Annotated in this window: 20 protein-coding genes; 9 read left to right on the plus strand and 11 right to left on the minus strand. The window is 71.1% G+C overall.

The genetic code is table 11. The features are described 5' to 3' along the window. Window positions 1-6: 6 nt before the first annotated feature. Complete coding sequence (locus AQJ46_RS15130; protein ID WP_079072302.1) at window positions 7-1386, minus strand: ADP-ribosylglycohydrolase family protein; 1380 nt, start codon at window positions 1384-1386, stop codon at window positions 7-9. Further along, window positions 1320-2420 carry an ADP-ribosylglycohydrolase family protein gene (locus tag AQJ46_RS15135; protein WP_079072281.1) on the minus strand — a complete coding sequence of 367 codons (1101 nt, stop codon included), beginning with the start codon at window positions 2418-2420 and terminating at the stop codon, window positions 1320-1322. The genes AQJ46_RS15130 and AQJ46_RS15135 overlap by 67 nt, the downstream gene beginning before the upstream one ends. 274 nt (window positions 2421-2694) lie before the next feature. Here AQJ46_RS15135 and AQJ46_RS15140 point away from each other — a divergent pair, with 274 nt between their 5' ends. The 3 genes from AQJ46_RS15140 to AQJ46_RS15150 all read left to right on the plus strand — a co-directional run bounded on the left by AQJ46_RS15140 (window position 2695) and on the right by AQJ46_RS15150 (window position 9856). Then, window positions 2695-3426, plus strand: a complete 732-nt coding sequence (locus AQJ46_RS15140; protein ID WP_059206073.1) for a VIT1/CCC1 transporter family protein — start codon at window positions 2695-2697, stop codon at window positions 3424-3426. A 378-nt stretch (window positions 3427-3804) separates the two neighbouring features. Then, window positions 3805-8403: a glutamate synthase large subunit gene (gltB, locus tag AQJ46_RS15145; protein WP_079072282.1), complete on the plus strand. Its 4599-nt coding sequence runs from the start codon at window positions 3805-3807 to the stop codon at window positions 8401-8403. Continuing rightward, window positions 8396-9856 carry a glutamate synthase subunit beta gene (locus AQJ46_RS15150; protein WP_059206075.1) on the plus strand — a complete coding sequence of 487 codons (1461 nt, stop codon included), beginning with the start codon at window positions 8396-8398 and terminating at the stop codon, window positions 9854-9856. Before gltB ends, AQJ46_RS15150 begins: the two co-directional genes overlap by 8 nt. 104 nt (window positions 9857-9960) lie before the next feature. Here the strand turns inward: AQJ46_RS15150 and AQJ46_RS15155 are convergent, their stop codons facing one another. Further along, window positions 9961-10902 (minus strand): chitosanase, encoded by a 942-nt coding sequence (locus tag AQJ46_RS15155; RefSeq protein ID WP_059206076.1) that lies wholly within the window; start codon window positions 10900-10902, stop codon window positions 9961-9963. After that, on the minus strand, window positions 10899-11816 hold the full coding sequence (locus tag AQJ46_RS15160; protein WP_059206077.1) for a rhomboid family intramembrane serine protease: 918 nt from the start codon (window positions 11814-11816) through the stop codon (window positions 10899-10901). Before AQJ46_RS15160 ends, AQJ46_RS15155 begins: the two co-directional genes overlap by 4 nt. 180 nt (window positions 11817-11996) lie before the next feature. On the opposite strand from AQJ46_RS15160, the gene qcrB reads away from it, so the two are divergent. Beyond that, window positions 11997-13634 (plus strand): cytochrome bc1 complex cytochrome b subunit, encoded by a 1638-nt coding sequence (qcrB, locus tag AQJ46_RS15165; protein ID WP_059206078.1) that lies wholly within the window; start codon window positions 11997-11999, stop codon window positions 13632-13634. Here qcrB and AQJ46_RS15170 read toward each other — a convergent pair. Both AQJ46_RS15170 and AQJ46_RS15175 read right to left on the minus strand, forming a co-directional pair. Continuing rightward, window positions 13612-14577, minus strand: a complete 966-nt coding sequence (locus AQJ46_RS15170) for an acyl-CoA dehydrogenase family protein (protein ID WP_059206079.1) — start codon at window positions 14575-14577, stop codon at window positions 13612-13614. The two genes, qcrB and AQJ46_RS15170, sit on opposite strands and share 23 nt — an antisense overlap. Then, window positions 14577-15716: an acyl-CoA dehydrogenase family protein gene (locus tag AQJ46_RS15175; protein WP_059206080.1), complete on the minus strand. Its 1140-nt coding sequence runs from the start codon at window positions 15714-15716 to the stop codon at window positions 14577-14579. Before AQJ46_RS15175 ends, AQJ46_RS15170 begins: the two co-directional genes overlap by 1 nt. 48 nt (window positions 15717-15764) lie before the next feature. Between AQJ46_RS15175 and AQJ46_RS15180 the strand changes: the two genes are divergently transcribed. The 3 genes from AQJ46_RS15180 to AQJ46_RS15190 are packed head-to-tail and all read left to right on the plus strand — an operon-like array spanning window position 15765 to window position 18379. Next, window positions 15765-16559 carry an SDR family oxidoreductase gene (locus AQJ46_RS15180; protein ID WP_059206081.1) on the plus strand — a complete coding sequence of 265 codons (795 nt, stop codon included), beginning with the start codon at window positions 15765-15767 and terminating at the stop codon, window positions 16557-16559. Between the two features lie 15 nt (window positions 16560-16574). Further along, window positions 16575-17198: a TetR/AcrR family transcriptional regulator gene (locus AQJ46_RS15185; RefSeq protein ID WP_057618451.1), complete on the plus strand. Its 624-nt coding sequence runs from the start codon at window positions 16575-16577 to the stop codon at window positions 17196-17198. 23 nt (window positions 17199-17221) lie between these two features. Then, a complete protein-coding gene (locus AQJ46_RS15190) occupies window positions 17222-18379 on the plus strand; it encodes an acetyl-CoA C-acetyltransferase (protein WP_057618450.1) in 1158 nt (385 codons plus the stop codon). Here the strand turns inward: AQJ46_RS15190 and AQJ46_RS15195 are convergent. From AQJ46_RS15195 to AQJ46_RS15210, 4 genes are read right to left on the minus strand one after another with little or no spacing between them, the layout of a single operon-like run. After that, window positions 18363-19412: an NAD(P)H-dependent flavin oxidoreductase gene (locus AQJ46_RS15195; RefSeq protein ID WP_059206082.1), complete on the minus strand. Its 1050-nt coding sequence runs from the start codon at window positions 19410-19412 to the stop codon at window positions 18363-18365. The genes AQJ46_RS15190 and AQJ46_RS15195 overlap by 17 nt on opposite strands. After that, window positions 19412-20128, minus strand: a complete 717-nt coding sequence (locus AQJ46_RS15200) for a CoA-transferase subunit beta (RefSeq protein WP_059206083.1) — start codon at window positions 20126-20128, stop codon at window positions 19412-19414. Before AQJ46_RS15200 ends, AQJ46_RS15195 begins: the two co-directional genes overlap by 1 nt. Then, window positions 20125-20940, minus strand: a complete 816-nt coding sequence (locus tag AQJ46_RS15205) for a CoA transferase subunit A (RefSeq protein WP_059206084.1) — start codon at window positions 20938-20940, stop codon at window positions 20125-20127. The genes AQJ46_RS15200 and AQJ46_RS15205 overlap by 4 nt, the downstream gene beginning before the upstream one ends. Next, on the minus strand, window positions 20937-21680 hold the full coding sequence (locus tag AQJ46_RS15210) for an enoyl-CoA hydratase family protein (RefSeq protein WP_059206085.1): 744 nt from the start codon (window positions 21678-21680) through the stop codon (window positions 20937-20939). The genes AQJ46_RS15205 and AQJ46_RS15210 overlap by 4 nt, the downstream gene beginning before the upstream one ends. A 54-nt stretch (window positions 21681-21734) precedes the next feature. Here AQJ46_RS15210 and AQJ46_RS15215 point away from each other — a divergent pair, with 54 nt between their 5' ends. Both AQJ46_RS15215 and AQJ46_RS15220 read left to right on the plus strand, forming a co-directional pair. Beyond that, a complete protein-coding gene (locus tag AQJ46_RS15215) occupies window positions 21735-22475 on the plus strand; it encodes an SDR family oxidoreductase (protein ID WP_059206086.1) in 741 nt (246 codons plus the stop codon). Between the two features lie 22 nt (window positions 22476-22497). Next, a complete protein-coding gene (locus AQJ46_RS15220) occupies window positions 22498-23403 on the plus strand; it encodes an SDR family oxidoreductase (protein WP_059206087.1) in 906 nt (301 codons plus the stop codon). Between the two features lie 16 nt (window positions 23404-23419). Here AQJ46_RS15220 and AQJ46_RS15225 read toward each other — a convergent pair whose 3' ends face one another. After that, window positions 23420-24301 (minus strand): hypothetical protein, encoded by an 882-nt coding sequence (locus AQJ46_RS15225; RefSeq protein ID WP_057618443.1) that lies wholly within the window; start codon window positions 24299-24301, stop codon window positions 23420-23422. Window positions 24302-24317: the final 16 nt, after the last annotated feature.

The following is a 24317-nucleotide window of genomic DNA, read 5'->3' on the forward strand; positions in this document are numbered from 1 at the left end:
CCGGAATCATCCTCCTGGGAGGGGTGGTTGTGCGGCTACCAGGAGTTCGGCGAGTTCCACGAGGTCCGTGCCGGTGAGGCGGGGGAGGGCGCAGCCGGAGAGTGTCCGGCAGGTGTTCCGCCAGGTGGCGGGAATCGCGCCGGCGCCGCCCAGCGCCCCGGTCAGCGCGCCCACCAGAGCGGGGGCCGAGTCGGCGACCCGGGAGAGGCAGGCCGCGGCGGGGATCGCCTCGGCGATACGGCCCTGTGCGGCGCCGGCCAGAGCCAGGGCCACGGGGACGGTTTCGGCGGCCGCGATGCCGTAGCTGTAGACGTGGTCGACGATCTCGTGTTCCAGGGCGGGGATCAGGGCGAAGGCGCTGTCGGCGGACCGGGCGAGGTGGAGGGCGTGGCGGGCGTTGCGGCCGATCTCCGTCTCCTCGGGGAGTTCGGTGAGGGCGGCTGCCACGCAGGCCTCGACGGGGGTGCCGATCAGGGCCAGGGAGACGGCCGCGGCCATCGCCCGTGCTCCGTGGACGCCGTCTCCGTCCTGGGTGTAGCGGGCGTCGAACTCGGCGAGGTCCGCGGCGAGTCGGGGGGCGCCGGGGTGGGCGACGGCGAGTACACAGGCTCTGACGCAGGCCGCGTCGTCGAAGTAGTGCGGGTTGTCGTGGCCGGTGGCGGGTGGCCGCAGTCCGGTGGCGAGGTTGCCGAGCCCCGCTCTTACGGAGATACGGGCGCGGAGGGGGATGACGGCGGACTCGATCTCGGGGGCCCGATGCGCCGCGGCGGCCACTTCGGCGGCGAGGGCGTTCCAGGTGAGGTCGATGGCGGCTCTCGTACGGCGTTCTCTGGTCAGGTCGCCGTGGGCGGTGCCGTCGCCTGCCTTGAGGAGGGCTTCCGCGGTGAAGGCCGCCCATTCGGCGTCGTCGGAGGGGCCGAGGCGGAGGGGTTCGGGGGGTTGGTTGAGGGCGATGGGGACGGGGAGGGTGGTGGTGGCGTTCTGTTCGGCGAAGGTGTCGAGCTCGCGGGTGAGGCGGCGGGTCCAGTCGGGCATGCGGGCGGCTCTGTGGCGGGCGGCGGGCCAGCCGGCGGCGTCGCCTGCGGCCAGGCCGAGGAGGAGGCCCTGGACTCTCTGTCCGGCCTCGGCTTCGCCTTCGGCCTCTGTGTTCCCACCCGCACCACCGGTGCGGCTTTCGTGGTCGGGTGCGGGTGGCCCCTGTGGGGCGAACTCGCCGTCGGCGGCCGCGGGTTGGAGCGGCTTCGCCGTGAGAGGGGGTTCGGCGTAGCCGTTCCGTGTGGACGCGGGCCCCGGGGCCTCCCCCCAAGGGCCCGGCGGCCTCATTGGTCCGCTCCCGCGTCGCCGTCCGCCGCCAGGGTGAAGGCGTCCGGGGCCGGAGGTGGCCATGGTCGGCGGGTGAGGCCGGTCGTGGCCCACTTCTTGTCCTCGCCCGGCACCAACAACTCCGCCACGTCCAGTACGTGATGGCCCGCCATGGAGGGGAGGCAGCTGCCGCTCGCCGGGCCGATCGCCGAGGCCCAGTCGGCCGGGATCGCCGACGCTCCCCTCGTCGCTCCCGCGAGGGCCCCCGCCACCGCCGCCGTCGTGTCCGCGTCTCTCCCCATGTTCACCGCCGTCAGGACCGCCTCGCGGAAGTCGCCGTCGGCCGCCGCGTACGCGCCGAAGGCCAGGGCCACCGCCTCCGGGGCCAGGTCGGTCCACGGGTAGCCGCCGATCACCACCGCGGAGCGGACCGCTCTTTCGCCCCGGTGCGCCACGGCCACGGCCCGGCGCAGGGACCGGGCCGTCCAGCTGTCGTCCGGGATCACCGCCAGCGCGGAGGCGACGACAGCCACGGTGGGGGCGCCCGCCATCGCCGCCGCCACTCCCGCCGCCACCGCCTGGCCGCCGTAGATGCCCTCGCCGTCGTGGCTCACCGAGCCGTCGATCGCCACCAGACGGGCCGCCTCCGCGGGGCGGCCCGCCGCGAAGACGCCGAAAGGGGCCGCCCGCATGGCCAGGCCGTCGCTCCAGGCGTGCCGGTGCTGGGCCGAGATGGGGGCCGCCAGGCCGCGGCGCAGGTTCTCCAGCGTGCCGCGCTCGCTGAAGCCCGCGCCCCGGAACGGGCCCTCGTCGCGGTCCGCGATCCACTCGTGCCAGGCCGCCTCCACGTGGGACGGCGTGAGGGCCGAGCCGTGCCGGGCGAGGAGCAGGCCGGAGAAGATCGTGTACTCGGTGTCGTCCGTGCCGGCCGGCTCGTCCAGCACATAGCCCTCGATACGGCCCCAGCGGGCGCGGATCTCCGACGGCTTCAGGTTCTCGGCGGGGGCTCCCAGGGCGTCCCCGACCGCCAGGCCCAGCAGGGCGCCGCGGGCCCGCTCGCGGAGTTCTGCGGCGTCCTCGGGCGCCGGGACCGGGGGAATGCAGGCGATCGATGCCATACGCGGCCTCTCCCAGAGGGGGTTCCGCATGGGGTGCGGAACCCTTTGCGCATGTGTCCCACCATCGGCGGTTGACCTGAGCCTCCGAAGCCCCAGCATCACCCGGTCGACATCTGAGCGGTGATCCGATCGTCTGCGCATTCGAAGGCAAAGCCGCAGGTTAGCCGAGCCTTTCCTTGCTGGCGGGCGGGAATGCACCGTCGTACTGTGTGCGTTGTTGAGAATTAGAATGTGTCCAAAGTTAGCTTTGGCTTAGCTTCCCTGGGGGACCGGAATGGCCATCATCGACATCGAGGCGCCACTGCACGAGGCGCACCGGGACAACCACACGCACCGGGACGTGAACGGCGGATGGCTCAGGCCCGCCGTCTTCGGTGCCATGGACGGACTGGTCTCCAACCTCGCGCTGATGACCGGAGTCGCCGGTGGGGCCGTCGGCCAGAACACCATCGTGCTGACCGGACTCGCGGGGCTCGCAGCCGGTGCCTTCTCCATGGCCGCCGGCGAGTACACCTCCGTCGCCTCCCAGCGCGAGCTGGTCGAGGCCGAGCTGGATGTGGAGCGCCGGGAGCTGCGGAGGCATCCCCAGGACGAGGAGGCCGAACTCGCGGCCCTCTACGAGGGGCGGGGTGTCGAGCCCGAACTGGCCCGCGAGGTCGCGCGGCAGTTGTCGAAGGATCCCGAGCAGGCCCTGGAGATCCACGCCCGTGAGGAGTTGGGGATCGACCCGAGCGACCTGCCCTCGCCGCTCGTCGCCGCCGTGTCCAGCTTCGGGTCCTTCGCCCTGGGTGCCCTGCTGCCCGTACTGCCGTATCTTCTCGGGGCGACCGCCCTGTGGCCCGCCCTGCTGCTCGCCCTCGTCGGGCTCTTCGCATGCGGTGCCGTCGTGGCCAGGGTGACCGCGCGGACCTGGTGGTACAGCGGACTCCGGCAGCTCGCTCTGGGAGGTGCGGCGGCCGGTGTGACGTACGCCCTGGGCAGTTTGTTCGGAACGGCCGTAGGATAGATCGGTTGCTACTTATGCGAGGGACCGCATAAGTAGCCGTTACTCGCTGGTTTCGAATGCTTAACCACTGGGCATGAGCCGTAAGCGCTGCGGGCAATGACGCTTGCGGCGCACCCGCGGGGTCGGCGACGACGCCTTCACCGCCCCTGGGCCGACGGACGACGATCTGACCGATCGGTCCGGCTCGGTCCCCACATACTTCAAGCCACGTGTGCGACACCCCCCTCGCACCGCGTGGCGTCCGCATGCTGGAACGGAGTATCCGGTTCCCGAGATCCGCTCCATCATGTAACCTGCACGAAATTTTGCACTTACGCAGAGGGCCAACGTCGTCCCTCGGCAAGCTGAATATGCCAATTGACGACGACGGGAGAGCCGATGCGTACGCCGCGCCAGCCGTCCCAGCACTCCACGAATGGCCAGAAGTGGTCCTTCATGGATGCTCGCCCTGCTGCGCAGGGTATGTACGACCCCCGCAACGAGCGCGACGCCTGTGGCGTCGGCTTCGTGGCCACCCTCACCGGCGAGGCGAGCCATGCGCTGGTCGAGCAGGCGCTCACGGTTCTGCGCAACCTGGAGCACCGCGGTGCCACCGGCGCCGAGCCCGACTCGGGTGACGGCGCGGGCATCCTGTCCCAGGTTCCGGACGCCTTCTTCCGTGAGGTGGCCGGCTTCGAGCTGCCCGCGGCCGGTGCGTACGCCGTCGGTACCGCCTTCCTGCCGGAGGACGGCGTCGAGGACGCCGTCTCGCGCATCGAGACGATCGCCGCCGAGGAGGGCCTCACCGTCCTCGGCTGGCGCGAGGTCCCGGTCGCCCCGGAGCTGCTCGGCGCCACCGCCCGCTCGACGATGCCGGCGTTCCGTCAGGTCTTCGTCGGCGACGGCTCGTCGGAGGGCATCGACCTCGACCGCAAGGCCTTCGTGCTGCGCAAGCGCGCCGAGCGCGAGGTCGACGTCTACTTCCCCTCGCTGTCCGCACGCACGATCGTCTACAAGGGCATGCTGACCACCGGCCAGCTGGAGCCCTTCTTCCCGGACCTGTCCGACCGCCGCTTCGCCTCCGCGATCGCGCTCGTGCACTCCCGGTTCTCCACGAACACCTTCCCGTCGTGGCCGCTCGCGCACCCGTACCGCTTCGTCGCGCACAACGGTGAGATCAACACCGTCAAGGGCAACCGCAACTGGATGGCGGCCCGCGAGTCCCAGCTGGTCTCGGACCTCTTCGGCAACGACGAGAAGGCCCTCGAGCGCGTCTTCCCGATCTGTACGCCGGACGCCTCCGACTCGGCGTCCTTCGACGAGGTGCTCGAACTCCTGCACCTGGGCGGCCGTTCGCTGCCGCACTCCGTGCTGATGATGATCCCGGAGGCGTGGGAGAACCACGACTCCATGGAGTCGGCCCGCCGCGCCTTCTACCAGTTCCACTCCAACCTGATGGAGCCGTGGGACGGTCCGGCCTGTGTCACCTTCACCGACGGCAAGCAGGTCGGCGCGGTCCTCGACCGCAACGGCCTTCGCCCCGGCCGCTACTGGGTCACCGACGACGGCCTCGTCGTCCTCGGCTCCGAGGTCGGCGTCCTCGACATCGACCCCGCCAAGGTCGTCCGCAAGGGCCGTCTCCAGCCCGGCAGGATGTTCCTCGTCGACACCGTCGAGCACCGCATCATCGAGGACGACGAGATCAAGGCCGGCCTCGCCGCCGAGCAGCCGTACGCGGAGTGGCTGGAGGCCGGCGAGATCGAGCTCGGCGACCTGCCCGAGCGCGAGCACATCGTGCACACCCACGCCTCGGTCACCCGCCGCCAGCAGACCTTCGGCTACACCGAGGAAGAGCTGCGCGTCCTCCTCGCGCCGATGGCCAAGGCCGCTGCCGAGCCGATCGGTTCGATGGGCACCGACTCGCCGATCGCCGCGCTGAGCGAGCGACCGCGCCTGCTCTTCGACTACTTCACCCAGCTGTTCGCGCAGGTCACCAACCCGCCGCTGGACGCGATCCGCGAGGAGCTCGTCACCTCGCTGCGCTCCTCGCTGGGCCCGCAGGGCAACCTGCTCGACCCGAGCGCCGCCTCCTGCCGCTCCGTCGTGCTGCCCTTCCCGGTGATCGACAACGACGAGCTGGCCAAGCTCATCCACATCAACGCCGACGGCGACATGCCCGGCTTCAAGGCCGCGACCCTCTCCGGCCTGTACCGGGTCTCCGGCGGCGGTGCCTCCCTCGCCGCCCGCATCGAGGAGATCTGCGCCGAGGCCGACGCCGCCATCGACAACGGCGCCCGGCTGATCGTCCTCTCCGACCGCCACTCGGACGCCGAGCACGCGCCGATCCCCTCGCTGCTGCTCACCGCGGCCGTCCACCACCACCTCATCCGCACCAAGCAGCGCACCCAGGTGGGCCTGCTGGTCGAGGCCGGTGACGTCCGCGAGGTCCACCACGTCGCCCTGCTGATCGGCTTCGGCGCCGCGGCCGTGAACCCGTACCTCGCCATGGAGTCCGTCGAGGACCTCCTGCGCGCGGGCACCTTCCTGAACGGTCTGGAGCCCGAGCAGGCCATCCGCAACCTGATCTACGCCCTGGGCAAGGGTGTACTGAAGGTCATGTCGAAGATGGGCATCTCGACCGTCGCCTCCTACCGCGGCGCCCAGGTCTTCGAGGCCGTCGGTCTCGAAGAGGGCTTCGTCCAGAAGTACTTCAGCGGTACGGCCTCCAAGATCGGCGGCGTCGGCATCGACGTCATCGCCAAGGAGGTCGCCGCCCGGCACGCCAAGGCGTACCCCGCCTCCGGCATCGCGCCCGCGCACCGCGCCCTCGAGATAGGCGGCGAGTACCAGTGGCGCCGTGAGGGTGAGCCGCACCTGTTCGACCCGGAGACGGTCTTCCGCCTCCAGCACTCGACGCGCGCCAACCGCTACGACATCTTCAAGAAGTACACGGACCGCGTGAACGAGCAGTCCGAGCGCCTGATGACGCTCCGCGGCCTGTTCGGCTTCAAGTCGGACCGTCAGCCGATCTCCGTCGACGAGGTCGAGCCGGTCTCCGAGATCGTCAAGCGCTTCTCCACCGGCGCCATGTCGTACGGCTCCATCTCCAAGGAGGCGCACGAGACCCTCGCCATCGCGATGAACCAGCTGGGCGGCAAGTCCAACACCGGTGAGGGCGGCGAGGACGCGGACCGGCTGTACGACCCGGCGCGGCGTTCGTCGATCAAGCAGGTCGCCTCCGGCCGCTTCGGTGTGACCTCGGAGTACCTGGTCAACGCGGACGACATCCAGATCAAGATGGCCCAGGGCGCCAAGCCCGGCGAGGGCGGCCAGCTGCCCGGCCACAAGGTGTACCCCTGGGTCGCCAAGACCCGGCACAGCACCCCGGGCGTGGGCCTGATCTCCCCGCCGCCGCACCACGACATCTACTCCATCGAGGACCTGGCCCAGCTGATCCACGACCTGAAGAACGCGAACCCGCAGGCGCGGATTCACGTGAAGCTGGTCTCCGAGGTCGGCGTCGGCACGGTCGCGGCGGGTGTGTCCAAGGCGCACGCGGACGTCGTCCTGATCTCCGGTCACGACGGAGGCACCGGTGCCTCCCCGCTGACCTCCCTGAAGCACGCGGGCGGCCCCTGGGAGCTCGGTCTCGCCGAGACCCAGCAGACCCTGCTGCTCAACGGCCTGCGGGACCGGATCGTCGTCCAGACCGACGGTCAGCTCAAGACCGGCCGTGACGTCGTCATCGCCGCGCTGCTCGGCGCCGAGGAGTTCGGTTTCGCGACCGCGCCGCTCGTCGTCTCCGGCTGCGTCATGATGCGCGTCTGCCACCTGGACACCTGCCCGGTCGGCATCGCCACCCAGAACCCGGTGCTCCGCGACCGGTTCACCGGCAAGGCCGAGTACGTCGTGAACTTCTTCAAGTTCATCGCCGAAGAGGTCCGCGAGATCCTCGCCGAGCTGGGCTTCCGCTCCATCGAGGAGGCCGTCGGTCACGCCGAGAGCCTCGACGTCGAGCGGGCCGTCAACCACTGGAAGGCGCAGGGCCTGGACCTGTCCCCGCTCTTCTACGTGCCCGAGCTGCCCGAAGGCACCCCGCTGCACCAGGTCATCGAGCAGGACCACGGTCTGGAGAAGGCGCTCGACAACGAGCTCATCAAGCTCGCCGCCGACGCCCTGGCCGCCGACTCGGCGACCGACGCCCAGCCGGTGCGCGCCCAGGTCTCGATCCGCAACATCAACCGCACGGTCGGCACCATGCTCGGCCACGAGGTGACGAAGAAGTTCGGTGGCGCGGGCCTGCCCGACGACACCATCGACATCACCTTCACGGGCTCCGCCGGCCAGTCCTTCGGCGCCTTCCTGCCGCGCGGTGTCACGCTGCGCCTGGAGGGCGACGCCAACGACTACGTCGGCAAGGGCCTCTCCGGTGGCCGGGTGATCGTGCGCCCGGACCGGGGCGCCGACCACCTCGCCGAGTTCTCGACGATCGCGGGCAACACCATCGCCTACGGCGCGACCGGTGGCGAGCTGTTCCTGCGCGGTCGTTCCGGCGAGCGGTTCTGCGTCCGCAACTCCGGTGCGCTGGTCGTCTCGGAGGGCGTGGGCGACCACGGCTGCGAGTACATGACCGGCGGTCACGCGGTGGTCCTCGGCGAGACGGGCCGCAACTTCGCGGCCGGCATGTCCGGCGGTATCGCCTACGTGATCGACCTCGACCCCGACAACGTCAACGTCGGCAACGCGGGCGCCGTCGAAGCGCTCGACGACGCCGACAAGCAGTGGCTGCACGACGTGGTGCGCCGCCACCAGGAGGAGACCGCGTCCACGGTCGCCGAGAAGCTCCTGGCCGAATGGGACACCGCGGTCGAGCGCTTCAGCAAGATCATCCCCAGCACGTACAAGGCAGTGCTCGCCGCCAAGGACGCCGCCGAGCAGGCGGGACTCTCCGAGTCCGAGATCACCGAGAAGATGATGGAGGCGGCGATCAATGGCTGACCCGAAGGGCTTCCTGAACCACGGCCGTGAGGTCGCCAAGTCCCGCCCGGTCGACGTACGCCTGAAGGACTGGAACGAGGTCTACGTCCCCGGCTCCCTGCTGCCGATCATCAGCAAGCAGGCCAGCCGCTGCATGGACTGCGGCATCCCGTTCTGTCACAACGGCTGTCCGCTCGGGAACCTCATCCCCGAGTGGAACGACTTCGCCTACCGCGAGGACTGGTCCGCCGCCTCCGAGCGTCTGCACGCGACCAACAACTTCCCGGAGTTCACCGGTCGCCTGTGCCCCGCGCCCTGTGAGTCGGCGTGTGTGCTCGGCATCAACCAGCCGGCCGTGACCATCAAGAACGTCGAGGTCTCGATCATCGACAAGGCGTGGGACAGCGGTGACGTCGAGCCGCAGGCCCCGGAGCGCCTGTCCGGCAAGACCGTCGCGGTCATCGGGTCGGGCCCTGCCGGTCTCGCCGCCGCCCAGCAGCTCACCCGGGCCGGTCACACCGTCGCCGTCTACGAGCGCGCGGACCGCGTCGGAGGCCTTCTCCGGTACGGCATCCCCGAGTTCAAGATGGAGAAGCGGCACATCAACCGCCGTATCGAGCAGATGCGCGCGGAGGGCACCCGCTTCCGTACCGGCATCGAGATCGGCCGCGACCTCAGGGCGACCGACCTGAAGAAGCGCTATGACGCGATCGTCATCGCCGCCGGTGCCACGACCGCCCGTGACCTGCCGGTTCCCGGCCGCGAGCTCAAGGGCATCCACCAGGCCATGGAGTACCTGCCGCTGGCCAACAAGGTGCAGGAGGGCGACTACGTGGCGCCCCCCATCACGGCCGAGGGCAAGCACGTCATCGTCATCGGCGGCGGCGACACCGGCGCCGACTGCGTGGGCACCGCCCACCGCCAGGGCGCGGCCTCGGTCACCCAGCTGGAGATCATGCCGCAGCCGGGCGAGGACCGTGCCCCGCACCAGCCGTGGCCGACCTTCCCGATGCTCTACAAGGTCACGTCCGCGCACGAGGAGGGCGGCGAGCGGGTCTACTCCGTCTCGACGACCCACTTCGAGGGCGACGAGGACGGCAACGTCCAGTGGCTGCACCTCACCGAGGTCGAGTTCATCGAGGGCAAGCTGACCCCGAAGCCGGGCACGGAGCGCAAGATCCCCGCCCAGCTGGTCACCCTCGCGATGGGCTTCACCGGCACCGACCGGGAGAACGGCCTGGTCGAGCAGTTCGGTCTGGACCTCGACGAGCGCGGCAACATCGCCCGCGACGCCGACTTCCAGACCAACGTGCCGGGAGTCTTCGTCGCCGGTGACGCGGGCCGCGGCCAGTCGCTCATCGTCTGGGCGATCGCGGAGGGCCGCTCGGCCGCCCGCGGCTGCGACCGCTTCCTGACCGGTGCGAGCGAACTGCCCGCGCCGATCCGGCCGACGGACCGCTCGCTGATGGTGTGATCACACCCGAATAGACGTCCCGTACAAAGGCGTACGGAACACTGACGGCGCCTGCCCTCCACGTCCCCGACCGGACCACAGGGCAGGCGCCGTCGCATGCTCTCCTACGGCACCCGGAACGTCTCCCCGTACACCTGCCACTCCAGCGGTGTCCTCAGGTCCAGGTTCCCCTCGTTCAGGAAGCGTCGTTGCGCGGTGTCCACGCGGGTGGTGTCGATATCCGCGTCGCGGGTGCGCATGGCGTCCTCGCGGAGGTCGAGGAAGGTGTCCAGGTAGGCCTTCTCCGAGCCGCCCTCGGTCGGGCTGTCGGACTTCTGGAGGGCGCGTTCGCGCAGTCCGTAGAAGCTGGTGGGGTCGGTGCCGGGGCCGTGGAAGACCATGGCGTCGTAGTAGACGAACTGGCCGAGGGCGCCGAGGCCGTCGAGTTCGGCGAGGCGCACCGCGGGGTCGAAGTAGACGCGGTCACGTGCCGAGTCCTGGGCCTTCTGGAAGGCCGGGACCCGGGCCTCCGCCTTCCAGGCGGCCGTGAAGGCCGGGTCGAGGCCCTCGTGGGAGTCCGTGCCGTCGACCGCGCGCAGCGCGGGGAGGTACTTCGCGAGACCGTTGCCGGGGTGGGCCTTCGTGTAGCCCTCGACGAGGGTGAGCAGGTCGTGGGTGCCGGTGCAGAAGCCGATGATGCCGGCCGTGTAGCCCTGGCCGTCGCCGATGTCCTCGATGTAGGCGTAGGCGCTGCGCCAGTCGAGGGTGGAGTTCTCGGCGCTGGCCACGAGCTGCTGGGCGAGCTCCTTCTTGGCGGGGGCGGCCAGGCCCGGCGGCGGGTCGGCGACGACCGCTTCGTCCGCCGTGCTCCTTGCCCTCCCGGGCCGCTCGGCCCAGGCTTTGGCACCCTGGGCGCCCTCGGCGTCCTGGGCCGCCTGGGAGCGGTAGGCCGAGGAGAGGTCGGGGCCCGCCCCTGCCGCGCCGGAGTCCTCGGGCGCGAAGAGGTAGACCGACGCCGTGGCGACCACGGGGACGGCCGCGAGGAGCAGCAGGCGGGCGCCTTTCACTGCGCTCCCGTCAGTTCGGCGACCTTGGCCCAGGCAGCGACCACGAGCACCACCAGCAGTACGGCACACGCTCCAGCCTGCACCAGGGCACGACGGCTGTCCCGGGGAGCGTAGGCGTAGGCGAGCGTGACGACGGCTCCGGCGAGCAGGCCGCCGAGGTGGCCCTGCCAGGACGTCAGCCCCGCGGAGATCAGCAGCCACAGCAGCAGGCCGGCCATGAAACGGTTGACGACGGCCATGTCGGCGCCGAGGCGGCGGGCCATCACGTAGTACGCGGCGCCGAGCCCGAAGATCGCGCCGGAGGCACCGAGCGTGGGGTCGCCGGGCGCGACCAGCAGGACGAGGACCGAGCCGCCGAGCGCGGACAGCAGATAGAGGACGACGTACCGCAGACGGCCGAGCTGGGCCTCCACCACCCGGCCGATGTTCCACAGCGACACCATGTTCATCACGATGTGCAGGATCCCGAACGTGCCCTCGGTGGGCGGCAGATGGAGGAACGCACCGGTCAGCAGGCGGTACCACTCGCCGTCGACGACACCCTCGGCGTGGAAGTCGGAGGGGTAGGTGTCCTGCCACACGTAGTGGCCGCCTTCCGGGCCCACGAGCCCGGCGCCCAGCATCTCGAAGCGGTCCACGATCGCCGGGCGGACGAGCTCGCCGACGTAGGCGAGCACGTTGAGGCCGATGAGGACGTACGTCACCAGGGGGACGGCGGTGATCCGCCCGCCGAACGCGGTCCGGGCCTGCCGTACCGACCGTGCCCCCTCCCGCACGCACTCCGGGCACTGGTGGCCCACGGCCGCCTCCCGCATGCAGTCCGGGCAGATGTACCGCTCGCAGCGGGTGCAGCGGACATGGGACTCCACCGCCGGATGGCGATAGCAGGTGGTGACGGCGGATTCGGGGTCCACGGCCGGCTCCTCGGAGTGACAGGGGTGATGATCGAGCCGGTGGGGGCGGCGGCGAACAAAATAGCGAACACAGGTGCGGGAGAAGAGCGGCGGGGCCGGATTCAGGAGGCTGCCCGCCCCGTTGGCATCACCCACGCGTCGTGCCACCCTGAAGTTGATCCGACGGGGAGGCGACGACTCATGGACGGCGCACGTTCGGTCAACCAAGGCCCTCGTGGCGGAGAGGCCGGAAAGGGCGAGAAGCTCGCCGACTGGGCCGACGGACGGCTCGGCCTGTACGCGCTGGCCAAGGCCAACATGCGCAAGGTCTTTCCGGACCACTGGTCGTTCATGCTGGGCGAGATCTGTCTCTACAGCTTCCTCATCCTGATCCTCACGGGCGTCTATCTCACGCTGTTCTTCGAGCCCAGCGGGGTCGAGGTCGTCTACCACGGCTCCTATGAGCCCCTCAACGGCGTGGTGATGACCAGGGCCTACGAGTCCACGCTCGACATCAGCTTCGACGTGCGCGGCGGACTGCTGATCCGGCAGATCCACCACTGGGCGGCGCTGGTCTTCGTCACCGGCATGCTCGTGCACATGATGCGGGTGTTCTTCACCGGCGCCTTCCGCAAGCCGCGCGAGCTCAACTGGGTGTTCGGCTGGACCCTGCTGTTCCTCGGCATCATCACCGGCCTGACCGGCTACTCCCTCCCCGACGACCTGCTCTCCGGCACCGGCATCCGGTTCGCCGACGGGGCGATCCTGTCCATCCCGATCGTCGGGACGTATCTGTCGTTCTTCCTGTTCGGCGGGGAGTTCCCGGGGCACGACATCATCCCCAGGCTCTTCCCGATCCATGTGCTCGTGCTGCCCGGGATCATGCTCGGCCTGGTGGTCGCCCATCTGATCCTGGTCTTCTACCACAAGCACACCCAGTACCCGGGGCCCGGCCGCGACAACAAGTCCGTGGTCGGCATGCCCTTCCTGCCGGTCTACATGGCCAAGGCGGGCGGCTTCTTCTTCCTGACCTTCGGCGTGCTGGCGCTCATGGGCGGCCTCGCCCAGATCAACCCCGTGTGGGCGTTCGGACCGTACAGCCCGCAGCTGGTGACCACCGGCGCCCAGCCCGACTGGTACCTGGGCTTCTCCGAGGGGCTGATCCGGGTGATGCCGGGATGGGAGATCAACTTCTGGGGCCACACCCTGGAGCCCGGTGTCTTCATCCCCTTCTCCCTCTTCCCGCTGATCCTGCTGGCGCTCGGGATCTATCCCTTCGTCGAGGCGTGGATCACCGGCGACAAACGCGAGCACCACATCCTGGACCGGCCGCGCAACGTGCCCGTCCGCACAGGGCTCGGTGTCGCCTGGCTGAGCCTGTACGTCGTCCTGCTGATCGGCGGCGGCAACGACATCGTGGCCACGCATCTGCATCTGTCGATCAACGCGATCACCTGGTTCGTGCGGGTGTCCGTGTTCGTGGTGCCGGTGCTCGCCTTCGTCGTCACCAAGCGGATCTGTCTCGGGCTGCAGCGCCGGGACCGGGACAAGGTGCTGCACGGCCGCGAGACCGGCACCATCAGGCGGCTTCCGCACGGGGAGTACGTCGAGGTCCACGACCCCCTCCCGCAGGAGCAGCTGCACACCCTCACGCAGCACGAGCAGGAGCCGCCGTACGAGATCGGGCCGCTGGTCGACGCCAACGGGGTGCGGCGGCCGGTCAGGCGTTCCCAGCGGGTGCGGGCCGGGCTCGCGCGGGCGATGTTCGGGCCCGACACGCGGATCGAGAAGCCGACGGTGGAGGAGTACCGCGAGGTCACCAGCGGCGAACACCACTGAGGACGGTGTCCCGGCACTCGTCGGGGCTGCCCCAGGCGGTGCGCAGGGCCCGGGCCTTGGTGAGCCACAGGGACAGGTCGTACTCCGCCGTGTACCCGATCGCGCCGTGGAGCTGGAGCGCGGTGCGGGCGGTGGCGTACGCGGCCTCGCACGCGGTGACCTTGGCGGCGGCGACGTCTTCCTCGGTCATCGTCAGGGCGGCGCCCAGGACGAGGGGGCGGGCGAACTCCAACGCGATCCTCGCGTCGGCCAGTTGGTGCCCGACAGCCTGGAACGAGCCGATGGGGACGCCGAACTGGGTGCGCCGCTTGACGTGGGTGACGGTCCTGTCGAGCAGCGCGAGACCGACGCCGAGGGCCTGTGCGGCGGTGGTGAGGCGGGCCAGGAGGAGGGCGGGGGCCAGGGGAGGGTCGGTGGCGAGGAGTTCGCCGCCGGGGTCCAATGGGGAGAGGCGACGGGCGGGGTCGAGCGAGGGGCGCTCAGTGCCGTGGCCGGGCGCCAGGCGCAGTCCCTCGGCCGTCAGGGAGAGACGGATACCGGCTGCTTCACCGTCCAGGGCGTACCCGTGATCGCGGGCGACCGTGGCCATCGTCTCGCCCGCGGCCAGCGCCGGGAGCAGCCGCTTCGCCGGGCCCGTGTCGTCCAGCGAGGCGAGCAGTGTCGCCGCCGCGACCGTCTCCACCAACGGGCCCGGTACCGCATGCCGCCCCAACTCCATGAAGGCCAGAGCGAGTTCCACGGGACGCGGGCCCAGTCCCTCGTAGGCCTCCGGTACCGCCAGGGCGAACACCCCCGCCTCGGCGATACGGCGCCACAGCGCTTGCCCGCTCGCGTGGTCCCCGCAGCTCCAGTCCCGTACGACGGAGGGTGTGTCCGCGGCCGTCAGCATCGCGTCCAGGGAGGCCGCGAACTCCCGTTGCTCGGCGTCGAGAAGGAAACGCATCAGCGGCGTCCCTTCGGCAGACCCAGCAGTCGCTCGGCGATGATGTCGCGCTGGATCTCGTTCGTGCCCGCGTAGATGGGGCCGGCGAGGGAGAAGACGTACCGCTCGGACCAGTCCGTGTCGGCCAACTCGCCCTCCTCACCCAGGAGATCGAGGGCCGTCTCGGTGAGGGCGATGTCGTACTCGGACCAGAAGACCTTGTTCAGGCTGGACTCCGGGCCGAGCGTCTCGCCCTCCAGGAAGCGCGAGGCGGCCGCATAGGTGAAGAGCTGATAGGCGCGGGCGCCGATCAGCGCGTCCGCGACCCGGGTCCGGGCGCCGCGGGGGCTGCCCTGGGACTGCCAGAGGGCGTGCAGGCGGTCGGCGGCGGCCAGGAAGCGGCCCGGTGAGCGCAGCATCAGGCCCCGTTCGTTGCCCGCCGTCGACATCGCGATCCGCCAGCCCCGGCCGGGCTCGCCGATGACGTCCTCGTCCGGCACGAACACCTCGTCCAGGAAGAGCTCGGCGAAGGCCGGTTTCCCGTCGAGGCGGCGGATCGGGTGGACGGTGACACCGGGGGCGCGCAGGTCGAACATCAGGTAGGTCAGGCCCTGGTGGGGTTTCGGGGTGTCGGGGTCGGTGCGGAAGAGACCGAACGCGCGGTCCGCGAAGGCGGCCCGGGAGGACCAGGTCTTCTGGCCGCTGAGCAGCCAACCGCCCTCCGTGCGCACCCCCTTCGCCCTCAGGGAGGCCAGGTCCGAACCCGCCTCCGGCTCCGACCAGGCCTGCGCCCACACCGTCCGCCCGGTGGCCATGGACGGCAGGACACGGTCCCGCTGCTCCTGTGTGCCGTGGTCGAAGAGGGTCGGGGCGAGGAGGCTGATGCCGTTCTGGTTGACGCGTCCGGGCGCCCCGGCCGCGTAGTACTCCTCCTCGAAGACCAGCCAGCGGACGATCCCCGCGTCCCTGCCGCCGTACGCCCGCGGCCAGTTGACCACCGACCAGCGGTCCGCGGCGAGTTCCGCCTCCCACGCGCGATGGGCCGCGAAGCCCTCCTCGGTCTCCAGGGAGGGGAGCGGGGAGGCGGGCACATGCGCGTGCAGCCATGAGCGGGCCTCGGCGCGGAAGGCCTCGTCTTCCTGCGTGAACGCCAGATCCATGGACACCCGTCCTTCCCTAACAAGTGTTTGGTAGGTTAGCGTGGCGCCATGACAGGCGTCGAGAGTCCGGTGTACGAACCGGGGCACGGGCTGCTGAAGGGGCGCACCGCCGTCATCACCGCCGCCGCCGGCGCGGGCATCGGCGGGGCGACCGCACGCCGCTTCCTGGAGGAGGGCGCGCGCGTCCTGATCAGCGACGCGCACGCACGACGGCTCAAGGAGTACGGCGCCGAGCTCGCCGGGGAGTTCGGGCCCGAGCGGGTCGCCGCGCTGCCCTGTGACGTGACGGACGAGGCACAGGTCCAGGCGCTGTTCGACGCGGCCCTGCGGGAGCACGGCCGACTCGACGTCGTCGTCAACAACGCCGGCCTCGGCGGCACCTCGGCCCTCGTCGACATGACCGACGAACAGTGGACCCGCGTCCTGGACGTCACCCTGAACGGCACCTTCCGGTGCATGCGGGCGGCCCTGCGGCTGATGCGCGACGCGAGGGACTCCGGCGGCGTGATCGTCAACAACGCCTCCGTCGTCGGCTGGCGCGCCCAGGCCGGACAGGCGCACTACGCCGCCGCGAAGGCCGGCGTGATGGCGCTGACCCGTTGCGCGGCGCTGGAGGCCGCCGAGTACGGCGTACGCGTCAACGCCGTGGCACCGAGCCTCGCCATGCACCCGCACCTGGTGAAGGTCACCTCGGCCGAACTGCTGGAGGAACTGACCGCGCGCGAGGCCTTCGGGCGCTACGCCGAGCCCTGGGAGGTGGCCAACGTGATCGTGTTCCTGGCGTCCGGCTACTCCTCGTACATGACCGGCGAGGTCGTCGCCGTCAGCAGCCAGCACGCATAGGACGACAATGACTCCGTGCCGACCAAGCCGACCAAGAAGAAGCCCCAGGTGAGCGCCGCAGCGCCCGCGCGCCGCCGTGAACTCCTCGACACCGCCGCCGAGGTCTTCGCCGAACAGGGCTACAACGCCACGACCGTACGCAAGATCGCGGACCACGCGGGCATGCTCGCGGGCAGCCTCTACTACCACTTCGACTCCAAGGAATCGATGCTGGAGGAGATCCTGCGGACCTTCCTCGACGAGCTCTGGGGCGGCTACGACGCCGTCCTGGGCGCCGAACTCGACCCGCGCGAGACGCTGGAGGCCCTGGTCACCGAGTCGTTCCGGGAGATCGACCGGCACCGCGCCGCCGTCGCGATCTACCAGAAGGAGAGCAAGCAGCTGGTGGCGCAGGAGCGGTTCGCGTTCCTCGCCGAGTCGCAGCGCAGGTTCGAGAAGGCCTGGCTGTCCACGCTGGAGCGCGGGGTCGCGGCCGAGGTGTTCCGGGCCGACCTCGACGTACGGCTGACCTACCGGTTCGTGCGCGACACCGTGTGGGTCGCCGCGTCCTGGTACCGGCCCGGCGGACAGCACAGCCCGGAGGAGATCGCCCGGCAGTACCTGTCGATGGTGCTGGACGGGATCGCCGTACGCGAATAGCCCTTTCATCCGAGGGAGTTGACATGGCCGAGGCCTACATCGTCGAAGCGGTCCGCACGCCCGTGGGGCGGCGCGGGGGAGGACTGAGCGGGGTCCACCCGGCCGATCTGGGAGCGCGGGTACTGGTCGCGCTGATGGAGCGGGCGGGGGTCGATCCGGCCGCCGTGGAGGATGTCGTCTTCGGCTGCCTGGACGCGGTCGGGCCGCAGGCCGGGGACATCGCACGGACCTCGTGGCTCGCTGCCGGGCTGCCCGAGGAGGTGCCCGGGGTGACCGTGGACCGGCAGTGCGGGTCCTCGCAGCAGGCCGTGCACTTCGCCGCGCAGGGCGTGCTGTCCGGGACGCAGGACCTCGTCGTCGCCGGCGGGGTGCAGAACATGTCGATGATCCCGATCGCCTTCGCGACCCGGCAGGCCGCCGAGCCGCTCGGGCTGACCCAGGGGCCCTTCGCGGGCAGTGAGGGGTGGCGGGCGCGGTACGGGGACCGTGCGGTGAACCAGTTCGTCGGCGCCGAGATGATCGCCGGGAAGTGGGGGATCAGCCGCGAGGACCAGGAGGAGTTCGCGCTCCGGTCCCACCGGCGGGCCCTGCGGGCCATCGACGAGGGGCGGTTCGAGCGCGAGACGGTGGCCTACGGCGAGGTCGCGGTCGACGAGGGCCCGCGCCGGGACACCTCGTTGGAGAAGATGGCCGGCCTGAAGCCGGTGATCGAGGGCGGCACCATCACCGCGGCCTGCTCCTCGCAGGTCTCCGACGGGGCGGCGGCCATGCTGCTGGCCTCGGAGCGGGCGGTGCGCGAACACGGCCTCACGCCACGCGCGCGCGTGCACCACCTCTCCGTACGCGGCGAGGACCCCATCCGGATGCTCACCGCCCCCATACCGGCCACCGCCCACGCCCTGAAGAAGACCGGCCTCACCATCGACGACATCGACCTCGTCGAGATCAACGAGGCCTTCGCCCCGGTGGTCCTGGCCTGGCTGAAGGAGACGGGCGCGGACCCGCAGAAGGTCAACGTCAACGGCGGCGCGATCGCCCTCGGGCATCCGCTGGGAGCGACGGGAGTGAAGCTGATGACGACCCTGCTGCACGAACTGGAGCGCACGGGCGGGCGGTTCGGCCTCCAAACCATGTGCGAGGGCGGGGGACAGGCGAACGTGACGATCATCGAGAGGCTGTGAGGCCGGTCAGGACCTCTTCCGCCTCCTTCATGATCCGTTCCACCAGCTCCGCGCACGAGGGCAGGTCGTCGATCACTCCGGCGACCTGCCCGGAGGCCATGACGCCGAGATCCGAACGGCCGTCCACCATCGCCGACCTGAGCAGCATGGGGGTGTTGGCGGCGAGCAGGACCTGGCTCCAGGTGAGGTCCTTGCCGTGGCGCATCGCGAGGCCGTCGTGGAGCAGCTGCCGCCAGGTCAGGCCGGACAGCCGGCGGAATGCGGCGGCGTGCCGGGTCGCGCGCAGCAGGGTGCGTGCACGGCTCGTGGTCTCCAGGGACTCCACCAGGTCCGTGCGGAGCATGCGGTGGGGGAGGCCGTCGACCGCCCGGGTCACGGTCACGTCCTTGACCGTGGCCGCCAGATAGCGGGCCTTCACCGCGTCCGGCACCGTCGAGTCCGAGGTGAGCAGGAAACGGGTGCCCATCGCGACGCCCGCCGCCCCGTACGCCAGCGCCGCGACCAGCCCCCGCCCGTCGAAGAAGCCCCCCGCCGCCACGACGGGGATGTCCACCGCGTCCACCACCTGCGGCAGCAGGACCGTCGTCGCCACCTCCCCGGTGTGCCCGCCGCCCTCGCCGCCCTGCACGATCACCGCGTCCGCGCCCCAGGCCGCGACCTTCTCGGCGTGCCGCCGCGCCCCGACGGACGGGACGACGACGACACCCGCCTCCTTGAGCGCGCCGATCAGCTCGGCGGAGGGCGCGAGGGCGAAGGACGCCACCCGCACCCCTTCCTCGATGATCACGCGCACCCGGTCACCGGCATCCGCCGCGTCGGCTCGCAGATTGACCCCGAAGGGGGCGTCCGTACGGGACTTCACCTCCCGTACGGCATCCCGGAGCCGGTCGACCGTCATGGTCGCGGAGGCCAGGATGCCGAGCGCGCCCGCGTTCGCCGTGGCGGAGACCAGGCGCGGGCCCGCCACCCACCCCATCCCGGTCTGCACGATCGGACGGCGGACACCCACCAGCCGGGTGAGCGCGGTCTCCATCAGTCGCCGACCTCCCTGGACCGGGCGTTCTGCGGATCGATCACCTCACGGATCAACCGCAGCTCCCGGTCGGTCGGTTGGCGCGTGCACGGCACCTCGTCCGGCACCACCAGATCGAACCCGGTGGCCTCCCGCACCTGCGCCACGGTGACCCCCGGATGCACCGACGCCAGCCGCATCGAGTGGTCCGGCGTCGCGAAGTCGAAGACACCCAGGTCGGAGACGACCCGGGGGATACGGTGATAGGGGGCGCCGTCCGCATGGTCGTACCCCACCCCGCACACCATGTCGACCTTCTCCACGAAGACCCGCCGGGAGTGCCTCGGCACCCAGTAACTGGTCGGGTTGTTGAGGGTGTTGACCGGTGCTCCCCGGACCCCGAGCAACTGGCGCTTGGGCCGCGCCCAGTCGCCGATGCACGAGATGTTCTGGTTGCCGTACCGGTCGATCTGGCTCGCGCCCATCATCACGTGCCGGCGGCCGCCGGTGACCAGGGCGAGGTGCCGGCGGTAGGGCAGCCAGCCCTCGACGGTGCCGTCGACGCCCACGAGCAGGGCCTCGCCGTCGGTCATGAGGAGGTCGGGGGAGAACGTCCGCCGGGCGAGCCGGGCGCCGACGGCCGGGATCAGACCCATGGGGCTGGCCAGCACCTCGCCGTCGCCCCGCCAGGCCTCGGCGCAGGCGATCACGCAGTACTCGGCACGGGTGACGGTCATGAGCCGGCCCCTTCGGAGGGTGCGAGGTAGCGCTCGGCGAACTCCGGCCAGGGGGTGGTCGCGTACTCCCGTTGGGCGGCCTCGTCCCGGGCGTAGTCGGGCGCGCAGGACGTGAAGTGGGCGCCGTTCGGGGCTTCGACGACCCCCGTCACCGTGTGCCGTCCGATCAGCAGCGACTGCGGAGCCGCCTCCTTCGTCAGCTCGGCGGTGTCGACGACCCGTTCGCACGAGAGGTAGGCCGTGTCCGCCGCCTCGCAGAAGAGGTCGTCGAAGTAGGGGTCGGGGCCCAGGTACTGCCCGTTGCCCTGCCGGTCGGCACGGTTGACGTGGACCAGGGCCGCGTCCAGGCGCAGGGCGGGCACCGCGACGAACGTCTCCCCGTCGTCGTACGGCGACGTCACCGTCCTGAGGCCCGGGTTGACCCGCATGACGTCCGAGCCGAGCCCGGCCCGCACCGGCAGGAACGGCAGCCGGTTCGCGGCCGCGTGCAGCCCCCACATGAACATCGCCTCGTCGATCTCCATGAGCTCGAAGGCGCCGGCCTCGCGCGCCGCGCGGTAGTGCGGTTCCAGGGGGATCGAGTCGAGCGTGACGAAAGCGGCGACCAGTTTCCGTATCCGTCCGGCGGCGGCGAGCATGCCGACGTCGGGGCCGCCGTACGCCACGATCGTCAGGTCGGTGACCTCGGAGCGCAGCAACGCGCGGACCAGGGCCATGGGTTTGCGGCGGGAGCCCCAGCCGCCGATGCCGAGGGTCATGCCGCTGCGCAGCCGGGAGACGACCTCGTCGGCCGTCATGGTCTTGTCGCTCACTCGCCCTCCCTGCCGAACCTGTCACGGACCCGGTCGGCGACCCCGCTGGCGCTCGCCTCGTAGGTGAAACCCTGCTCGAAGCGGTAGCTGCGGCGGACGTCGACGGGGTCGATGCCGTTGATGGCGGCCTTGGCCAGGCGCAGCAGCTCGCCGTCCTTGGCGGCGATCTCGCGGGCCGACTCCAGGGCGGTGGTGGCGAGTTCGCCCCTCGGTACGACCTTCCACACCGCACCGTGCCGGTGCAGTTCGGCGGCGGTGACCGTGCGGGAGGTGAAGTACAGGGCGCGCATGAGGTGCTGGGGGACCAGGCGGGCCAGGTGCGTGGCCGCGCCGAGCGCCCCGCGGTCCAGTTCGGGCAGGCCGAAGGTGGCGTCCTCGCTCGCCACGATCACATCCGCGTTGCCCACCAGTCCGACGCCCCCGCCCAGGCAGAATCCCTGCACGGCCGCCACCACGGGCACCTCGCAGTCGTACACCGCCGAAAAAGCCTCGAAACACCCGCGGTTGGCACCGACGAGGGCGGCCGAGCCGCGCGTCTGGATCTCCTTGATGTCCACGCCCGCGTTGAATCCGCGCCCCTCGGCCGCCAGGACGACACACCTGACCGCCGGGTCACGGCCCGCCGCGCGCACGGCGTCGGCCAGGGCGAACCAGCCGTCCGCCGGCAGCGCGTTCACCGGCGGGAAGTCGACCCCGACCAGGACGATCCCCTTTTCCGGGGACGAGGTGGAGACACCCATGGCCGCATCAGCTACCTTTCCACCAAACGTTTGTTAGGTGAAGGGTAGCGGTGAATGGAGCTGAACGGGAGGGTCGTGGTCGTCACCGGCGGGACGCGTGGAGTCGGCGCCGGGATCGCCCGCTCCTTCGTGGAGGCGGGCGCCGAGGTCGTCGTCTGTGCGCGCAGACCGCCCGAAGTCCCGCTGCCGAAGACACGGTTCGCGAGCTTGGACGTCCGGGACGCGGACGCCGTACGGCGGTTCTTCGCCGAACTCCCTCGCCTGGACGTACTCGTCAACAACGCCGGAGGGGCGCCCTATCGGCTGCTCGCCGACGCCGGCCCCGAACGGCATCTCCGCGTCCTGGAGTTGAACCTCCTCGCCCCGCTGGCGGTGTCGCTCGCCGCGCACGAACGCCTCAAACAGACCCGCGGCTCGATCGTCATGATCGGGAGCGTCAGCGGCGGCCGGCCCTCGCCGGGCGCGGCCGCGTACGGGGCGGCCAAGGCGGGCCTGGAGAACCTCGCCCGCTCGATGGCCGTGGAGTGGGCGCCGGACGTGCGCGTCAACACCCTGGTCGTCGGCATGGTCCGCACCGAGCGGTCGCATCTGCACTACGGCGACGAGGACGGCATCGCCGCCGTCTCCCGCACGGTCCCGCTCGGGCGCCTGGCCGAGCCGTCGGACGTCGGGGCGGCGGCCGTGTTCCTCGCCTCGGACGCCGCCGCGTACATCAGCGGGGCCTCGCTGCTGGTGCACGGCGGCGGGGAACGGCCGGCGTTCCTCGACGCCGCGACGGTCAACAAGGAGACGTGAACCATCAACAAGGAGACGTGAGATGACCGGAATCTGCGACGGCCGGGTCGTCGTCGTCACCGGCGCGGGCCGCGGACTCGGCCGCGCCCACGCCCTCGCCTTCGCCGCCCAGGGAGCACGGCTCGTCGTCAACGACCTCGGCGTCGGCCTCGACGGCACCCCGGGCCCCGACAGCCCCGCCTCCCTCGTGGCCGACGAGATCCGCGCGGTGGGCGGCGAGGCGGTCGCCCACGGCGGCGACATCGCCACGGCCGACGGTGCCGCGTCCCTCGTCCGGACCGCCCTGGAGACGTACGGCCGCCTCGACACCCTCGTCAACAACGCCGGCTTCCTGCGCGACCGCATGCTGGTGAACCTCGACGAGGAGGACTGGGACACGGTGACGCGGGTCCACCTGAAAGGCCACTTCCTGCCGCTGAAGCACGCGGCGGCACACTGGCGGTCGGAGGCGAAGGCGGGACGTACGCCGACCGCCCGCATCATCAACACCAGTAGCGGAGCAGGCCTGTTGGGCTCGGTCGGACAGGGCAACTACAGCGCCGCGAAGGCCGGAATCGTCGCCCTCACCCTGGTCGCGGCGGCCGAGCTCGCCCGCTACGGCGTCCAGGTCAACTCGATCGCCCCCGCGGCCCGGACGAGGATGACGGAGCAGACCTTCGCCGACACGATGGCCGCCCCGACCGACGGCTTCGACGTGATGGCCCCGGAGAACGTGTCACCGCTGGTGGTCTGGCTGGGCTCCGAGGCGAGCGCGGGAGTGACGGGCCGGGTCTTCGAGGCGGTGGGCGGCCGCATCACGGTGATGGAGGGCTGGCGGCCCGGCCCGACCGCTGACAAGGGGGCGACGTGGACTCCGGCCGAGGCGGGGGAGGCGACCCTGAAGCTGCTCGGCGAGGCGGAGGCGCCGGGCCCGGTGTACGGGGCCTGACCGGGTCCGCCCACCCCTACGTGTCACACTCCAGAACCGTCCGGCACAGAGCACACCGCGCCCGCACCCGCCCCCTCACCGGCACCCGAATCCGCTGATGACAGGTAGGGCAGGGAAACGACACCCGCAGGCGCCCGGGGCCGTCCGGGGTGAAGGTGTAGGGGACTCCCGGCTGCGGGCCGGGCGCGTGGCGACGGTCTCGCGCGTACCGGCGCCGGCCCGCCCAGCCCGCCGCCGTGAGGGGCGGTTGCTCCGAGTCCTGGCGGGCCTGCGCCATGCCCTTCACATACGCCGTGTACGCCTGCGCACTGGTGAACCACACCGAGGGATCCTCCCCGAACACCAGCGACCGCTTCGCCAGCACGTACCCGAACTCCTCCGGCGTGAGATACCCCAGCTTCTGCGACGACGCCGCGTCCTCCCGGTACGCGTCCAGCAGGAGCCACCCCGCCCCCAGATACGTCGCCGCCGTGTCCGTGAGGATCTCGTTCTCGCGCACCCCCGGGAACGAGAGATCCAGCCGGTGCAGATACACGTGCATGACCTCGTGGGCCAGCGCCGCGCCGATGTCCCGCCGATGCGTGCGGAAACGGTCGTTCAGCTCGACGAAGTACTCAGGGCCCGCGGTGAGTTCGACGTTCGCCGCATGGGTCATCTCCCGGAAACTGACCACGAACCGGGCGTCCGGCAGCCGGTAGTGCCGCACCAGCTCCCGGGCCACCCGCTGCACACCGAGATGGAGATCGTCGGTGTCGCAGAACGCCACGTCCACCGGCGCCACACTCGTCGCGAACGTCTGGACGGTGTCGTAGGACAGCCGCTTGTAGAGCGCGTTGATCGACGCCCGCACCGTCTCCAGATGCGGGTAGCCGTGCTGGACCGGTCCGTCGTTCGTCACGCCCGTACCCCCAAGA

It is taken from the genome of Streptomyces canus, from assembly GCF_001514145.1.
Lineage (GTDB): Bacteria > Actinomycetota > Actinomycetes > Streptomycetales > Streptomycetaceae > Streptomyces > Streptomyces canus.

Excerpts from the sequence above, each read along its gene's own strand:
- AQJ46_RS15130 (WP_079072302.1), bottom strand. The coding sequence starts at position 1,386 with ATGGCCACCTCCGGCCCCGGACGCCTTCACCCTGGCGGCGGACGGCGA.
- AQJ46_RS15135 (WP_079072281.1), bottom strand. The coding sequence starts at position 2,420 with ATGGCATCGATCGCCTGCATTCCCCCGGTCCCGGCGCCCGAGGACGCC.
- AQJ46_RS15140 (WP_059206073.1), top strand. The coding sequence starts at position 2,695 with ATGGCCATCATCGACATCGAGGCGCCACTGCACGAGGCGCACCGGGAC.
- gltB (WP_079072282.1), top strand. The coding sequence starts at position 3,805 with ATGCGTACGCCGCGCCAGCCGTCCCAGCACTCCACGAATGGCCAGAAG.
- AQJ46_RS15150 (WP_059206075.1), top strand. The coding sequence starts at position 8,396 with ATGGCTGACCCGAAGGGCTTCCTGAACCACGGCCGTGAGGTCGCCAAG.
- qcrB (WP_059206078.1), top strand. The coding sequence starts at position 11,997 with ATGGACGGCGCACGTTCGGTCAACCAAGGCCCTCGTGGCGGAGAGGCC.
- AQJ46_RS15170 (WP_059206079.1), bottom strand. The coding sequence starts at position 14,577 with ATGCGTTTCCTTCTCGACGCCGAGCAACGGGAGTTCGCGGCCTCCCTG.
- AQJ46_RS15175 (WP_059206080.1), bottom strand. The coding sequence starts at position 15,716 with ATGGATCTGGCGTTCACGCAGGAAGACGAGGCCTTCCGCGCCGAGGCC.
- AQJ46_RS15180 (WP_059206081.1), top strand. The coding sequence starts at position 15,765 with ATGACAGGCGTCGAGAGTCCGGTGTACGAACCGGGGCACGGGCTGCTG.
- AQJ46_RS15190 (WP_057618450.1), top strand. The coding sequence starts at position 17,222 with ATGGCCGAGGCCTACATCGTCGAAGCGGTCCGCACGCCCGTGGGGCGG.
- AQJ46_RS15195 (WP_059206082.1), bottom strand. The coding sequence starts at position 19,412 with ATGGAGACCGCGCTCACCCGGCTGGTGGGTGTCCGCCGTCCGATCGTG.
- AQJ46_RS15200 (WP_059206083.1), bottom strand. The coding sequence starts at position 20,128 with ATGACCGTCACCCGTGCCGAGTACTGCGTGATCGCCTGCGCCGAGGCC.
- AQJ46_RS15210 (WP_059206085.1), bottom strand. The coding sequence starts at position 21,680 with ATGGGTGTCTCCACCTCGTCCCCGGAAAAGGGGATCGTCCTGGTCGGG.
- AQJ46_RS15215 (WP_059206086.1), top strand. The coding sequence starts at position 21,735 with ATGGAGCTGAACGGGAGGGTCGTGGTCGTCACCGGCGGGACGCGTGGA.
- AQJ46_RS15220 (WP_059206087.1), top strand. The coding sequence starts at position 22,498 with ATGACCGGAATCTGCGACGGCCGGGTCGTCGTCGTCACCGGCGCGGGC.